This is a genomic window from Metabacillus bambusae (assembly GCF_017497975.1).
Taxonomy (GTDB): Bacteria; Bacillota; Bacilli; order Bacillales; family Bacillaceae; genus Metabacillus; species Metabacillus bambusae.
In genome coordinates, this window is record NZ_JAGDEL010000003.1 from 15,629 (window position 1) to 31,004 (window position 15,376).

Sequence of the window (15,376 nt, forward strand, 5' to 3'; positions counted from 1 at the left end):
GTTATAGGGTTTGGTTTTTAATACTTAATAATCCTTTGCGTAAAGAACTTTCCCATTCTAAAAAATAGAAATTAGCTCCTTTGTATAGTCATGACGTTGATCATCAAATAATTCAGCACACGGAAATTGATCGACAATGGTCCCCTTTTTCATTACCATGATTCGTTGACTCAGTTGTTTTACTGCTGCAAGATCATGTGAAATAAACAGATAAGAAAGGTTTAAATCCTGACGCAGCTCAGTCAACAAAGTTAATATTTCTGCTTGGGAAATGACATCCAGACTTGCAGTTGGTTCATCTAAAATAATTAACTCAGGTTCTATGCTGATCGAGCGAGCGATTGTAACCCTCTGCCTTTGTCCACCACTCAATTCATGAGGATAACGTCCCGCTAAACTGGCTGGTAATCCCACAGCATCTAGTAACTGAAGGACAAATTGTTCTTTCGATGTAAAAGAAAAATGCCTTAGTGTTAGATCATTTCGATAATGAATATATGGATCTAGTAGAGAATCCTTTATTTTCAGCTTAGGATTTAATGCGGCAGTAGGATTTTGAAAGACGATTTGCATATCTTTACGAAAAGGAATAAGCTGACGATGACGAAGATTTTCAATTGCCTGGTCTTTAAAGAAGATCGAGCCACTGTCAATATTTTCTAATCTTAGTAAACAGCGAGCGATTGTACTTTTACCACACCCACTTTCACCTACAAGCCCTAAGCATTCTCCTTTTTGCAAATCAAATGACAGATTATTAACGACTTCTTGCCCATTATATAATTTTGTTAGTTGTTTAACAGAAAGTAGATTCATATGAAACCTCTCCATCTAATCCTGAAGGAAGACCTTTTTCTAATATCGGTGCCGCTTTTATCAACTGTTTTGTATATTCATGCTGAGGATGATCAAGTATACGATGCTTGCCACCAGATTCAATAATTTCTCCACTCTTCATAATCGCTAAGCGAGTTGCATAACGTCTAACATGTCGCCAATCATGAGTGATAAAAAGTATCGCACAGCCAGACTCTTTTTGCCGCTTTGAAAGCAGCTCTAATATTCTATGGGTAGAGACACTATCAAGAGCCGTCGTTATTTCATCTGCAATGACCAGGTCTGGTGAAAACATTAGAGCTAATGCGATTGAAGCACGCTGAAGCTGTCCTCCACTTAATTGAAATGCGTACCTGTTATAAAATGTTTCATCTAACCCAACAGATTCTAATGCCTCCAGTGTTTGCATTCTACGTGTTTCTTTATTATTAATTCCATGTACCTTTTGATATTCTTGAAAATGCTGACCAATCGTTCGAAATGGAGTAAAAGAGCCTTGATAATCCTGGAATATATATGACAATTTCTTACCACGAATATCTCCTAATTGTTTACGAGACAACGACATCATATTATGCTCGTTGAAATTAATTACTCCTTCCATTCGTAAATTAGATGGCAGCATTTGACCAATCGCCTGTGAGAGCACACTTTTCCCACTTCCGCTTTGACCCACTAACGCATACCATTCACCTTTACGTATGGATAAAGAAACACGATCTATTATTTTTTTCTCGCCACTACTGACAGACAATTGTTCAATAGACAATATCATCTCTGCACCTCTTTTTTTACATCAAAGTGGTCACGTAAATAATCTCCGATTAGATTTGTGATTAGTACAACAACAACGATCGCTAGTCCAGGATAAATCATTAATTCAGGACTTGACTGAAAGTGAGGACGTGAGTCATTTAACATCGCTCCCCACTCCGGGACTGGGGGCTGTGCACCTAAACCAATATACGATAAAGAAGAAATAAGTAAAATAATCTTTCCTAAGTCAAGACTAGCCATCACAAGGACATTTCCCAAAATGTGAGGTACTAGATGTTTCCTCATTATTTTTATAGAAGATAAACCATTCGTTCGCGCAATCAAAATATACTCTTTTTGAGATTCAGATAATACTGTGCTTCGAACAAGTCGAGCGTAATTTACCCATTTAACCATTACAATAGCAAGTACAAGATTTCCTATACCCGGACCAAGCAAACCACTTAACACAATTGCAACAATTGTATCTGGGAAAGCTAAAAATCCATCGGCAATCCTCATAAATATACGATCAATAACCTTGCGCTTATATCCTGAAATAAGCCCAATTGGTATTCCTACAAGAAGAGCAACACCTAAGGCCATTAAACTGAAGCCAATTGTCTGTTGACCACCAAGCAAAAGCCTTGTCAAGATATCTCGACCAAGATGATCCGTTCCTAGTGGATGCGCTAATCCCATTCCCTCAAGTCTCCGGTCTAAATTTGTATAGGTCGGATCATGTCTTAAATAAAGAAACGTATATAAGCATGCAATTATCACAATGATAGTAAAGCTTATGAGTAGTACAGCTTGCCATCTATATTTTTTCTGTATCGATAAATACATAAAGGAGTCCTTCATCAATTGTTCTCCCTTTCTTTCATTTTCATCTCAGGGTTTAAATAGCGGTATGAGAGATCCACACATGCATTTACAATAAATACAATGATCCCCATAATAAGTATATATCCTTGTATCAAAGGATAGTCTCTTTGTCGAATTGCATCTACGATTAGTTTTCCTACTCCTGGATAAGCAAAAAGAACTTCAATTACGACAACTCCCCCTATCAAACTTCCTAAGCTAACACCAAAAACAGTTATGACAGGAGGAATGCTGTGACGAAATGCGTGAAATAAAAAAATTCTTCCTTCAGATAGACCACGAGCACGTGCTGCTCTTATGAATTCTTGGCTATAGGAATCAAGCAAACTAGATCGCAGCAGACGAACGTAAACACTAGAAATCGCTAATCCTAGTGTGATAGATGGTAAAAACAATGATATAAATCCATCCCTACCCATTGTCGGAAACCAGCTTAATCTAACCCCAAATAAATCGATAAAAATAAGTCCTAACCAAAAGCTTGGTATAGCTGCTCCAATTATCGATAGTATTCTACTTATTTTATCAATCCAACTATCTCGATAAAGGGCTGATAAAGAGCCCAATGGAATAGATACCAATAGCATTACACATATTGCACCAACAGTTAATTCCAATGTCGCAGGAAGAGCAGTTAGAAGCATGCTCATCACCTGTTGACCAGTAACGAAGGATGTTCCAAAGTCAAGTTGAATGAAGTTTAAAAGCCAGAGCCCATATTGGACGAGCACTGGCTTATTAAACCCTAATTCTGTTCTAAGCGCTTCTACTTGTTCTTGACTAACTGAAAGCTCATCTACATTTAAAATCGTTAACACTGGATCTCCAGGTGCGAGTCTGATAAATAAAAAACTAACAAAAGTAATAAATAATAGAAAGAATAGAACTTCAAGAAATTTACAAATAAGAATTCGAACCATTATTTCACATCCAGTTCGTTCGTTATCATGTAGTATTCACTTTTGGTTGTCACCCAATTTACTACTTTATTTTTGTTATACGCAACAATTGTGGAAGGATGTAAAACAAAGGAGTTTATCATATTTTCATGTACATAATCCGCTGCCTGTTCAGCTAGAATAGCGCGGTCTTCTTGATTAACTGTCTGATTAAGCTTATCAATAATAGCCGTTAACTCCGGTTCATCAGCTTTACTAAAATTCAAAGCTCCGGTTGGATGATACGTTGCATTTAAATAATACCCTGCATCTCCACGTGGTGCAGTTAAATTACTATAAGTGGCTAAATCCCAATCACGGTTAGACGCCATAAACTCTTCTGGTGTCTCAATTTGTCTAATTTCAACATCAATGCCAATTTGCTTGGCATCTGATTGAAATACTTGTGCAATTAAAGGCAAGTCTGCTCTTGCAGGATATGTTAAGAGTGTAAATGTAAGAGGTTCTCCATTCTTTTGCATTTTTCCATCCTTCATTTTATACCCTGCTTTTTCCAAATACTTTATTGCCACATTTTCTCCTGAAGGCTGTGAATCATATGTTGGAGCAAATGGTAATGAAGGTAGGAAAGGTCCTACTGCAACCTCTGCATGATTGAGAAGGATTTTTTCAACAATTTCCTGCCTGTCAATTAACGCATCTATAGCACGGCGAACATTAACATCCTGAATGCTTTTTCTTTGAAGGTTCATGGTAAATTGATGTACCCGAAACGTCGATGTTGACTCAACTTCAATAGCTTCGTCTTCTTGTAACATTTCTAGACTTTCAACCTCAGGTCGATAAACAATATCTACTTGTCCAGACTTTAACGCAAGAGTACGGGCATTAGCATCTTCATTGAAAGAGAATGTTACTTGATCAAGCTTAGAAGCCCCATCCCAATACTCATCAAAGCGTTCAAGTTCAAGCTTACTACCTGGGACAAATGACGTAAGCTTAAACGGACCGGTGCCAATCGGTTGATTAACAATATCAGTCTCTGTTACATCAATAATAGCTACATTTGGATTCACTAACTCAGAAATAAATTCTGGGAATTGTTCAGTGGTTTTAATTCGTAAAGTATAACCATCGGCATCTATACGTTCAATCTTCAATGCATTCTGAATGGCTACATTCTCTTTAACTGCTCGTTCTAAAGACATTTTGACAGCTTCTGCATCCATCACTTTACCATTCTGAAATTTAACATCTTCACGTAGCTTAATAATCCAATTTTGCCCATCTTCACCTTCCCAGCTTTCTGCTAGCCACGGCTCAATACTTAATTTCTCTTCATCTAATCTTATCAGTGTCTCTGTTATCCCCGCTCTCAAAGGAACATAGCTAGAATCCACATGAGGATCAAGCGAATTAGTAGAAAAATTATATAAAAAATGAATATGTTTATCCTCTTCTTCTGTAACGGATGAATTATTCAAACATCCACTTAATAACATTACACAGATAAACAATAACCCTAACTTTGTTAAATTTTTCTTTATGTATGGAGAAAGGCACGTACTATCTGTTTTATTTATTATTCTATTAATCATTTATAATGGACCCCCATATCAACTCGTAATAATTACGTTTTATATATTATCGTAACGATTCCTATTTATCAACTACTTTTTATCCTTTTATATGAAATAATAATCTGTTTTACGATCAAAGAATTCCCTGGAAAAGGAGAAATATAGATAAGAGTACGATAAATTAGAGGATCTTTTATTGAAATAATGAAATAGTTCAATATACTAAAAAAAAGACGCGTTACTAAATAAACGCGTTCTTTTCTTGAATGTGACAGAAGCTCCTTGAATAAAGAAACAAGTTAGTTATTTCATCGTTAATAAGCTGCTAATCTAGTTAGTCTGCTTGCTGAGATCTCTCTGAGCTCCCGTATAGCTTCCAATAAGATTTTGATAACCAGGAAGTTGGCTAGAAAGTAAAGCACCAAAACCTTCGACATCGTTGCGCCAATCACGTTGTAATTCGCAAGCAATGCTAAACCAGTTCATGAGTTGCACCCCACCATGGGCCATACGCGATAATGCCGCATCTGCTACTTGTTTGCTAAATGTTCCAGAAGCATCAGTGGCAACAAATACTTCATAACCAGCGTTTATAGCGGAAAGTGCCGGGAAAGCAACGCAGACATCCGTAACTACTCCTGCAATGATAAGTTGTTTTTTTCCAGTTTCTTCGATTACTTTGACAAAATCTTCATTATCCCATGCGTTAATTTGTCCAGGCCGAGCTATTTTTGGCGCGTCAGGAAAGAGTTCAACCAATTCTTGCATTAGTGGTCCGTTAGGCCCGTTTTCAAAGCTTGTTGTTAAAATAACCGGTAAATCAAAAAACTTAGCTGTTTTAGCAAGCGCCATAACATTGTTTTTAAATTCATCCACACCATAGTCACGCACAAGGCCGGAAATAAGGCCGGTTTGATGATCAACTAAAAGAACGGCAGCATCATCTTTATTAAGACGAGAATAGAAATCAGACATTTTATTGTCCTCCTTTAATTAAAGTAATCGAAGAAGATTAATAGATTGGAAAATGTATCTTACACGCCTTTGTTTGTTCCAATTTAACTGAACTGATTGCTGGTATTCGTTTTCTATAAACTAATTGTGTGTCAAAAGTATATATATCCTTGGTCTCCTGCACTTAATCTAGAGCTGGAGTGTGATCAATCCAATGAATAAATTGGTGTAAATATTGTTGAAGATAACGTTTTGTTTGTTCGTCCGTAAGCACTTTCTGATCAGAATCAATCTTTTTATGTACTTGGGAAATCAGTACTTTTTGAAATGGAAGAACATGAACCTGCATGGCTTCTAGTATTTGTCTGATTTGCATTTGAGCAAAAGCAGTACCTAATCCACCAGGAGTTGCTCCAATAAGGCCCACCGGTTTTCTGCTAAGAACAGAGGAATCCCGAGGTCTTGATGCCCAGTCCAATGCATTTTTTAATACGCCTGGAATTCCGGAATTGTATTCTGGACTTACAATAATGATACCGTCTACGTCCTGAACAGCTGATTTAAAGGATGTCACTGTTTCTGGAATGCCACTTATTTCTAAGTCTTCGTTGTACAAAGGAAGATCATTAATTTCGATCCAGTGAAATTGATGGGAATCATCCAAATCTGTAAATGATTTGGCAATGATTCGATTATAAGAATCTTTTCGTAAACTACCACAAATAAGACCGATGGTTTTGGTCATACAACTCCTCCTCGTTTGAAATCAACTCGATGGTACCATAATATACCAATTGCAAAAAGTGACGTTATACCTAATTACACTGCAGTCTAGAAACCAGTCAAAATTTTTTTATGTTTGTTTTGACTAAACTTATTACCCATTATTTTAATGAAGGAATTATTTCAAAAAAGGTAGAATATTTTCGGGGGTTCTATGTTTGCTAAAATATTGCTTAACATACTAACTTGGTTAAATGTATTTCATCAAAATATTTATGGATTCTAAAAGAATGATCATAATTACTTTTAATCATTGACCGATAAGGTTTTTCTCTTCCAATTTCTAGATACTTCTAGCATACTATAAACAATAAGGGATTCGGAGGGAGTATAGGAATGGAAGAAAAGAAAGTTACATGGTTAGAGCTCTTTTATGATTTGTTATTTGTAGCGGCTGTTGCGGCCGCAACTCATGTTTTACTTCATGTTGAAGATGGGTATATCCATGCAGAGTATTTAATAAAGTTTGTCTTAATTTTTATTCCAATCTGGTGGGCATGGGTTGGGCAAACCATGTTTGTTAACAGGTTTGGACAAGATTTATTTCATCAACGAATATTTTTGATCCTGCAAATGTTTTTTGTGCTCATTATGACATCAAGCTTATCAGTTGATTTTGATCCTTATTATCTATCTTTTTTAATTGGCTATATTGGCTTAAGAGCAGTGACTGCGATCCAATATCTTATTGTCCAGCGTATTGAAAAGGGAACTCGAAAAAAAGCAGCACTCTTTTTAGGAAGGTATTTTTGGATAGGAATCATTATTTCATTATTCTCCGTCTTTTTTGATTCTTGGATTCGATATGCTGTGTTATATGCTGGCATCATTATCGATGTTATTATTCCAATATTAGGCCGAAAGTATTTAGTAAAGGTGCCCACAAATACAGCGCATTTATTAGAGCGATTTGGTCTATTTTCTATTATTCTCTTTGGAGAAGCACTTATCAGCACCCTTGCGGTCATTCAACCTAATCAAGGAAACTGGAATTCAATAGCTTTTTCGGTCATTTCATTTATCCTCATTATATCGATGTGGTGGCAGTATTTCGATAATGTGGATAAGAAAGTGGACAAATCGGTTCAAACAGCTGGCCAAACCATTATTTACGGCCATCTTTTTATTTTAATGTCCTTGAGCATGATTGCAGCATCCATTAGACTATTGTACTTACATGAGGTCCATTACTCATTTATCCTTTATTTTGCTTTTGGTTCTGTATTGCTCTATTTCCTGTCATCTACCTTTGTTTTTCATCAATATAGACACGAGCACCACCGATTGAAAATATATCATTTAGGGTTATTCTTAGGAATTTTAGCAGTCTTTTTTATTATTAATTTAATTGTAGTAGTCCCAAATATTGTGATAATAGGAGAATTAACCTTATTTTTTATTATCTTTACCAAATTAACAACCACAAATAAAAAGCGACTGATGACTAATGAGATTCATCCAAGTGCAAAGGATGTTTAATATTATGTTAATATTATTTATTTTACATTATTCTTAAAAGTAAGGACAAAACATCAAAAACCAGTATCCAACTAAGGATACTGGTTTTTCTCACAATAGAAATTGGTATGTTAAGTTCCTATTTTATTAGGTTACATGAATATTTTCATAATACCCTTTTTTTATTCGATACAGTGAAATATCCACCTCAAGAATACTATGCAGTGAGGTACATACTTAAAACAATCCCTATTATACATTCTTAAAGCAGCATTTATATTTGAATCTCTTTTTTTTTTTCATTTTAGTAACTTCTTCTGCACTTAAGGGTTACCATGTATTTAAAAACCTTCTTACACTGGAGAAAATATTTTCTTTTTCAGTTATGACCTTAAACCCATTTATAACAACATTCCTTGTTCCCTCATCTAATGGTTCATTTACCCATTGGTCTGTTACAACCCCATACTCAACCTCTAACCCATTTTCGTAGAAAATTCTTAGGGATGTTAAAATTCCCCATTCTTCAAAAGTAAAACTCTTAATATCACCGCAATTAAAATTGCTTTTAATAATCTTAAAGTAAGTTTTTTATTTGTAGATATGATCGTTAAATCAACATCAGAATTTGAATGGAAATCACCTCTTGCAAATGAACCAACAACTGCAACACCTTTTATATGACTTTGTTGTTCTGACCATTCCTTAAATTTTGTTAAGAGTACGTCTGTCTTCTTTTTAATTTCCAAAGGTAATACCTCCTTTAAGTTCGGTTTCGTTTGGAAGTCGAAGTCTACAACAAAATCTTCCTTCGGATAAAAGATCGCTGACACAGCGTCTTCACTCGGTCTGAAACGCTCGCCCATATTGTTTAGGCAAAACCTTTATCAATTTGTCTGCTGAATAATCTTTAAATATTGAGATCTTAATTCAAATAACCCCTTTCAATTTGCTCTTAGCATTAACTGTGCTCTTACGAACTTTTTTAGTTCATTTACCTAAAATCAGGCTCGTTTTATAGGTATAAGTCCATTTAATTTCATTTATAGAACATATAGTGTTGATGTATAGGAAATTTATTAAAAGGAGAGATTTTATTGAATTACTATTACCAACCCCAAATAAATCCTAACGAACTACAACAGCGTTTTGGACAGCCCGATGGACAGACCTATGGACAGCCGCCTTACTATCCCCCCCGACCTCGCCCTAGACCTCGACCTCGCTGTCGTTGGGTTCGTGAATGTAGATGGGTTCGCCGTTGTAGAGATGACTACTCCCCATATGATTATGATTACGACTACTAATAAGCAGGGACCGTTAAATAAAAGAGTTGGAGATTCTCTCTCCAACTCTTTAGTCTTTATACTTTTATATGTTCATTTTCACCTGATCTACATCGTTAGCACAATAACTTAAATTAAAAAAGTAAACTAGAAAAGAATCCAGAATAACGAAAAGGTTATTGTTAAAAACTTGTTCCGATAATGAAGTCTAATTATCGGAAGCATAACGAAGACAAAAAACATAGATCAACCAAACTTCCCCCATTACGGTATGTTACTAACTTCAACAAGAATAGGCGTTAACTCTTCTTAGATCAACGCACTCCGGTAAGTTGAAAAGAATAATGAATATATCAATAAGTTGTAATACTTTTAGAGAATAAAATACAATCTTGTCCCAAACCTGCGTAATCGGTACTTAAGGACACAGAAAAACCCATTGATATATGGAATGAAATAGAGCCTTCGTTTACTGGAGAAGTAATGCACCGAACAGTGTTACACCCTAAGCCAATAACCTTAGTAAAAAACAATTCATAAAGTTCTCTTGCTAAACCGTTCTTCCTATCTTTGGGATTAACACCCACGAAGTGTATATAGGCTTCATTTAAATGCGTCTGTGATACAAATCCTATTAAAAAAGCAGATAAAACTTCATTTTCGTCTTCAACTATGAAACTTGTTGGTTGAAAATGTTCGAAAAACAGTCGAGGCAACAAATGTGTCATCTGTCGTCCACCCCACCAATCATTCAAAACATTAATTACTTTATAATAATCTTCTTCTTTAATATTTCGAGTTATCATATGGTCCTCCTAAATTGAATAAATTAACAAAATCATAACTTATACTTTTTATTACACTAACCTGCTCAGTTAGTTGAGCAAGAAAGCACTTATTTATTTCTTAATAAGTCAGGTATTCGGGTCATTACTTTTTCTTGTTCGCGGATAAAATCATATTATTCATAAAGTGTATGTGCATCTTTAGTACCCAAGTAGCCAAATCAAGAATGTCTTTTTGGCTATCCAAATTTTGATCAAATGTAGAAACACGCATATAGCCAAACTTCATGTTCATCCTCTTCTGTACCAAACATTGTATCAAAAACCATTTATGATAAATATTGTTACAAATAATATTGTTATGGATTTTTGTTACACTTATTACGAGTTAGCTAGAATAAAAGTTAATCATTACTATTAGTAACAAAAAAGCTACCTTTCTAAAAGTATAATGTTAATGACATTTATGACCAAGAATGTATATTTATAATTATTATGATTTTCTTTATACATCCTCCACATTAGGGCCATTTAGTTGAAGAAGAAATGGCATAAAATCATTTAGGTGAGTAAAGTTAAATAGATAAAATTAAAGAGAACGCACATTTTAGACATATCTAAAATATACGTTCTCTAATTGACATGTTCTTGAACTAAACTGCCCCTTTACCTAATAAAAAGGATCGCAGCAGAAATCATTTCAGCAACTCCTTCCCAATCTCATACCAGTCCCACAAAGAAACCTCTGCTCCAGTATAATAATGCAGGCTTTTTTCTCTTTTGATGTCTTCTATTACATCGTCCATTGCGGCTTCGATTCTTGCTTGATCATCATAGAGAATTCCTTGTGAAAAACCAAGGGAGATCGGAACCCATTCCTTTACCCGCTTTCCAAAATAGATCGACTTCTCATAGTCTTGAAGGAAGAAATGGCAATAACTGAGATTGGTTAACAAACCTTCACTTTGTTCTTTGTCCCCAACATAATGAAACAGGTCCTCCAGCAGGTTCGAGAGTTCTCCATATTGTTGCAGACTTAGTTCCTTTTCCCCTGCCAGGCGGTAATAATTGGCTTGAACGAGTTTTAAACGGGTGTATTCTTTTTGGTTCTTCTTTTCAAAAACAGCCATTGGTTTTTCAATAAGCTTCGCTGCCTCTATAAAATATTCTGCGGCTTTTTCGTTTTCATCAAAATAAGATAAGCATCTGGCATATGCCTCATAATCAGACCACGACTTTAAGCCAATTGAATCGAGAAATTCAACCTTTTGACGCAGCTTATTTGTATCTACTTTTATTTCTTTGGTCATGTATGATCACCTCACAAACGCAGGAAAAGAAGGAGCTTCTCCTTCCCTTCCTGCTGGAATCTTCGTTTAAATGCTGTGAATTAAAATAAAATCAATTGCGTCGGTATCCTTTAGAATGTTTTCGAGGTAGTCATCCATTTCTTTCCCCGCCTCGATAACTGACTTGGCATCCCGAATGCCTCCATACACAACGGAACTCTTGTAGGATGCCCCATTATCAATCACATCTTTTAATAGATCATAGGCCTCTTTCTCTTCTGGGGATATAGTTTTATTTCGGATGGCATCTTCAAATTTATCCATGTATCTTTCGCTGTTGGTTGTCAGCCATTCCCTCGATAAATAGAGCCGGTACTGCCCGCTGACCTTTGAGGCAAGACGCACGCCTCGTTTTTTGCCATCATTTAACTTCCCGTTTTTCGAGTAGGAGCCTTTGGCTTCAATAATGAATAGCTCGCCGGATGGAGTTTTCATGATGATATCTGGACCCGTACGTGCCTTCACCCTTGGGTCTTTATCCCGTTGGGCATATAAAAGTTTGTACCCCAGCAATTCGTAGTACCAAATGGCCGATTCGGTACCAAACGCTTCCGCTCTTTTTCTGGCGGTCAGATTGGTTCCCCAGTGATCGCGAATCTTCCGGTCAATGATTGCTTTTTGCGCCGCATCAAGTGTTTCGTCACCAAATTTGGCTGCTGTTAGCTTCGCTATTCGTTTAAGATCGTTCCCATTCTTCCCTAGCTGGGCAATCATATTATCAGAAGCGCCCATATCTCTTAATGATTTAGAGGCTCCGCCTGTTATGGCATCAAGGATAGCTGAGAATAATTTTGGCTGATCAGCAAAGTTTTTAAGAATCATCTCATAGGTCCCAGCGATGATGTTTTTAGGTACCCGTTTAACGAAACTCACGACTTTTTCAACGGTCTTTGCAATATCACCGACAGCCGGAATAAATCCAAAGAGAGCGAACAATCCGGCACCGACATCTGCTTGAGTGAATTCAGCTGCAGCTTCAACGATATCCCCATACCCAAGGTACCCGGCAACCAATTGTCCAAGCAGGAAGCCAACAGAGTCATAAGTTTCCTCATCCATCCAGCCCCAATCGACCAGAGTTGCAGCAAATTCGTTCACCGAAGCACCTGCCAGCAGTTCCTGAATGTAATCAGTCCATTCCTTATCATAGATATCTGGGTCACTTTCGTTATTAAACTCTTCAAGATCCGTAAATGAATCTCCGTCGGCATTTTCTTCAAATGGATTGAATCCCATATCCAGTTCATTTCCATCATCAAGGCCATCCATATCCGAATCATGGTAGTATACCAGTGTTCCATAGGACTGTTCCTCTTCATCAGTCAATCCATCGCCATCCGAATCATCGACTTCCGGATCATTGGTAATGGTGTAGGATAAACCTGCTGCACTTGCCTTTATGCTGTTAGTTTCTTTTTGCTGAGCCTTTTCCCACTCCGGTGTATAGATCAACATAAAGACGGAAAATTGGGTCGTTTCTCCGATGATATATCCCTTTTCAGCGTCCACTTTTTGTTTTTCAAGTGGGGTGAATGTATGCGTTTCTTTATCATAAGTATACATCTTCACACTTTCAAAGTCGCCATTCGGGATGTCACTTTTTTCAATCGGGATCTTAACCGTTGCGTGTTCAAATTCCCGATTTACAGAAATATCAACAAACTCTGAAACAGCTCCAGGAACATCTTGGAAAATTACTTGATCTGAAACATTGATCAATTTAACAGCTCGTGATAGATCTCCTATTCCGTTGATTTCAAGGACTGCTCCTGATTCTTTTTCGGTAAAGGTTTGGGCAAAGCTTTCAAGCCCATCATATAGTCGGTCATGGTCTGAATCTTTTTTATGAGGATCACTTCCAGCATGATATTCACCAGCATCGTCCAAGCCGTCATGATCGGTATCCTTCAATAATGGGGAGGTACCGAATTCCACTAATTCAAAATGATCATCCAAACCGTCTGCATCACTATCCTTTAAGACCGGATTAGTGCCCGCTTTTTGTTCCTGAAAATTATTTAGGCTGTCTTGATCGGTATCCTCTTCCCCATCAGGCTTCCCATCATTATTTGTATCTTTCTTAAGAGGAGAGGTATATTGCTGTAAAATTTCAAATCCATCCAGCAATCCGTCTTGATCGGTATCCTTTTCCTGCAGGTTTGTTCCTAGCTTTTTTTCTACCTCATCCAGCAAATCGTCTCCATCCGAGTCAAGAATTCGCTTTGCTTTTTCTTTCAGCTCTTGAGCGCTTGTCCATGCTTTTTTGTAAAAATGAATCGATTGTTCTCTGTTGTTTTTAGTTTCAAAATCTACGCCTTTTTCATAATCCTTATGGGCTTTCTCTAACTGTTTTTGATCTTTTTTATCGAACATTTCTGTATTGCTTTCAAGTAATGTTAGAAGCTTATCTGTAACAATTCTGTTTGCTGAAATAACTTTGTCGATGACTGAGTCTATTTTATCTGAAGGAGTCTGAGGGTGATTTTCAAGGATGTTCAGTGAGTTCAAGCTGTGGTCAAAAAACGCTGTGGACTTTATCGCATTGTTTGTTTCAAAATTGCCGTCAACAGCAGCTTGTAATTCAAAAAGCGCGTATTCTACTCGTTTATGATTTTTGGGAACTTCCTGAGGATCCGGAAATGCTTCAATTTGTTTCATTGCCTCGTTGATTAACTGTTTCGCATTTTGATCCGACAATTGTGATGTCTCTTCCGTCTCCACCTTCGCAGAGCTGCTCTTATCATTCGCTTTTCCCAGGACGATTCCTGGAGATACGGCAGAAAAAACCAACACAACCCCCAGTAATAAATGGATAAATACTTTAAATTTCACTGTAAAATTTACACCTCTCTTTTGTTTTTATTTTGGAAATTCCATACTACAAATATCATCATACTACTTAAATCTTTTATTAACATAGGAAATTATGATTCTTTTTTGTTTATTATTCCTGTGATTTTTGACTTGTAAGGTAAGGGAATTCAACAGGGATTACACGTTTAATCAGGAAAATAGATTTAGGGCATATGATAAAAACAAATAGTCTTATTTTGCTGGTTTTTAATCACCACTAGCTATTTCCTCATATTGGTAATTATATTGATTACTAGTATGCAGAGGGCTGACTATTCGAAGCAACTATCAAGAAGAGGCTGATATAAAACGATTTGCAAGGGGATTACATTGTTTATAAAAACAAAACCTTGAAAAATTAAATAGTTCCACTTCCTCAGTATGGATCACTGACGAAACCGTAAAATCTATGTATCAGTTAAATAAAGAAAAGGCACCCAAAAGGATGTCCTACCTAGTTCCTATATTTTTACTTATCATTATGATGTAAGAGGAAATACGATAGAAAGTAATGATAAATCCACCATTTTTTCATATCATGTAAAGCAATATTATGCAGCTTTTAGATTTCATTTTCCTTTAAAACATGATAAATTTCATCAAGAGTTTTCCCTTTATTAGTAAAGTGATGAAAAGCATAGTTATTGGAGATATAATCAAAATTCACAAAAAGCCCCGACTAATAATAATTAAAAAATAAAATAAGCTAAAAGGAGGACCATTTGGGCTCCTCCTTTTACTATAGTTATAGTTTTATTTATGAAGCTAAGTTATGACACCTTTCAACACCTTGATAGTTAAACAAGAATAGGCGTTAACTCTTCTTGGATCAACCCACTCCGGTTAGCTGAAAAGGATAATGAATATATCATTAAGATGTAACACTTTTAGAGAATAACATAACTATCCAATTTTATCTTATTCTCTTTTTTTACTGTCTACCTGTAG

Annotated in this window: 14 protein-coding genes; 1 reads left to right on the forward strand and 13 read right to left on the reverse strand. The window is 36.2% G+C overall.

From position 1 onward, the window contains the following. Positions 1–57 precede the first annotated feature (57 nt). From I7822_RS04885 to I7822_RS04915, 7 genes are all read right to left on the reverse strand, one after another. Positions 58–816 carry an ABC transporter ATP-binding protein gene (locus I7822_RS04885; RefSeq protein WP_207975674.1) on the reverse strand — a complete coding sequence of 253 codons (759 nt, stop codon included), beginning with the start codon at positions 814–816 and terminating at the stop codon, positions 58–60. Continuing rightward, a complete protein-coding gene (locus tag I7822_RS04890; protein WP_207975676.1) occupies positions 797–1,612 on the reverse strand; it encodes an ABC transporter ATP-binding protein in 816 nt (271 codons plus the stop codon). The genes I7822_RS04885 and I7822_RS04890 overlap by 20 nt, the downstream gene beginning before the upstream one ends. Continuing rightward, on the reverse strand, positions 1,609–2,457 hold the full coding sequence (gene nikC / locus I7822_RS04895) for a nickel transporter permease (protein ID WP_207975678.1): 849 nt from the start codon (positions 2,455–2,457) through the stop codon (positions 1,609–1,611). The genes I7822_RS04890 and nikC overlap by 4 nt, the downstream gene beginning before the upstream one ends. Next, positions 2,457–3,401 carry a nickel ABC transporter permease gene (gene nikB, locus I7822_RS04900; protein WP_207975680.1) on the reverse strand — a complete coding sequence of 315 codons (945 nt, stop codon included), beginning with the start codon at positions 3,399–3,401 and terminating at the stop codon, positions 2,457–2,459. The genes nikC and nikB overlap by 1 nt, the downstream gene beginning before the upstream one ends. Next, a complete protein-coding gene (nikA, locus tag I7822_RS04905) occupies positions 3,401–4,978 on the reverse strand; it encodes a nickel ABC transporter substrate-binding protein (RefSeq protein WP_207975682.1) in 1,578 nt (525 codons plus the stop codon). The genes nikB and nikA overlap by 1 nt, the downstream gene beginning before the upstream one ends. A gap of 312 nt (positions 4,979–5,290) precedes the next feature. Continuing rightward, the gene (gene ycaC, locus I7822_RS04910; RefSeq protein WP_207975684.1) at positions 5,291–5,935 is read right to left on the reverse strand and encodes an isochorismate family cysteine hydrolase YcaC; all 645 of its coding nucleotides are present in this window, start codon (positions 5,933–5,935) and stop codon (positions 5,291–5,293) included. Between the two features lie 163 nt (positions 5,936–6,098). Beyond that, on the reverse strand, positions 6,099–6,659 hold the full coding sequence (locus I7822_RS04915; RefSeq protein ID WP_207975686.1) for an NADPH-dependent FMN reductase: 561 nt from the start codon (positions 6,657–6,659) through the stop codon (positions 6,099–6,101). Between the two features lie 374 nt (positions 6,660–7,033). Here I7822_RS04915 and I7822_RS04920 point away from each other — a divergent pair, with 374 nt between their 5' ends. Continuing rightward, positions 7,034–8,176, forward strand: a complete 1,143-nt coding sequence (locus I7822_RS04920; protein WP_207975688.1) for a low temperature requirement protein A — start codon at positions 7,034–7,036, stop codon at positions 8,174–8,176. A 488-nt stretch (positions 8,177–8,664) separates the two neighbouring features. Here the strand turns inward: I7822_RS04920 and I7822_RS04925 are convergent, their stop codons facing one another. The 6 genes from I7822_RS04925 to I7822_RS30150 form a co-directional block, all read right to left on the reverse strand. Beyond that, the gene (locus I7822_RS04925; protein WP_207975689.1) at positions 8,665–8,904 is read right to left on the reverse strand and encodes a nucleotidyltransferase domain-containing protein; all 240 of its coding nucleotides are present in this window, start codon (positions 8,902–8,904) and stop codon (positions 8,665–8,667) included. An 890-nt stretch (positions 8,905–9,794) separates the two neighbouring features. After that, complete coding sequence (locus I7822_RS04930; RefSeq protein ID WP_207975691.1) at positions 9,795–10,247, reverse strand: GNAT family N-acetyltransferase; 453 nt, start codon at positions 10,245–10,247, stop codon at positions 9,795–9,797. Positions 10,248–10,371: 124 nt separating this feature from the next. Then, positions 10,372–10,515, reverse strand: a complete 144-nt coding sequence (locus I7822_RS04935; RefSeq protein WP_207975693.1) for a hypothetical protein — start codon at positions 10,513–10,515, stop codon at positions 10,372–10,374. 406 nt (positions 10,516–10,921) lie between these two features. Then, positions 10,922–11,536, reverse strand: coding sequence for a hypothetical protein (locus I7822_RS04940; RefSeq protein ID WP_207975695.1), 615 nt, complete (start codon positions 11,534–11,536; stop codon positions 10,922–10,924). Between the two features lie 66 nt (positions 11,537–11,602). Next, on the reverse strand, positions 11,603–14,407 hold the full coding sequence (locus I7822_RS04945) for a hypothetical protein (RefSeq protein ID WP_207975697.1): 2,805 nt from the start codon (positions 14,405–14,407) through the stop codon (positions 11,603–11,605). Between the two features lie 583 nt (positions 14,408–14,990). Continuing rightward, a complete protein-coding gene (locus I7822_RS30150; protein WP_207975699.1) occupies positions 14,991–15,095 on the reverse strand; it encodes a methyltransferase domain-containing protein in 105 nt (34 codons plus the stop codon). Between the last annotated feature and the right edge of the window lie 281 nt (positions 15,096–15,376).

What these genes read in the sequence shown, in the direction of transcription:
- nikA (WP_207975682.1), bottom strand. Translation starts at nt 4,978, where the DNA reads ATGATTAATAGAATAATAAATAAAACAGATAGTACGTGCCTTTCTCCA.
- I7822_RS04885 (WP_207975674.1), bottom strand. Translation starts at nt 816, where the DNA reads ATGAATCTACTTTCTGTTAAACAACTAACAAAATTATATAATGGGCAA.
- I7822_RS04935 (WP_207975693.1), bottom strand. Translation starts at nt 10,515, where the DNA reads ATGAAGTTTGGCTATATGCGTGTTTCTACATTTGATCAAAATTTGGAT.
- I7822_RS04940 (WP_207975695.1), bottom strand. Translation starts at nt 11,536, where the DNA reads ATGACCAAAGAAATAAAAGTAGATACAAATAAGCTGCGTCAAAAGGTT.
- I7822_RS04890 (WP_207975676.1), bottom strand. Translation starts at nt 1,612, where the DNA reads ATGATATTGTCTATTGAACAATTGTCTGTCAGTAGTGGCGAGAAAAAA.
- ycaC (WP_207975684.1), bottom strand. Translation starts at nt 5,935, where the DNA reads ATGTCTGATTTCTATTCTCGTCTTAATAAAGATGATGCTGCCGTTCTT.
- I7822_RS04920 (WP_207975688.1), top strand. Translation starts at nt 7,034, where the DNA reads ATGGAAGAAAAGAAAGTTACATGGTTAGAGCTCTTTTATGATTTGTTA.
- I7822_RS04915 (WP_207975686.1), bottom strand. Translation starts at nt 6,659, where the DNA reads ATGACCAAAACCATCGGTCTTATTTGTGGTAGTTTACGAAAAGATTCT.
- nikB (WP_207975680.1), bottom strand. Translation starts at nt 3,401, where the DNA reads ATGGTTCGAATTCTTATTTGTAAATTTCTTGAAGTTCTATTCTTTCTA.
- nikC (WP_207975678.1), bottom strand. Translation starts at nt 2,457, where the DNA reads ATGAAGGACTCCTTTATGTATTTATCGATACAGAAAAAATATAGATGG.
- I7822_RS04930 (WP_207975691.1), bottom strand. Translation starts at nt 10,247, where the DNA reads ATGATAACTCGAAATATTAAAGAAGAAGATTATTATAAAGTAATTAAT.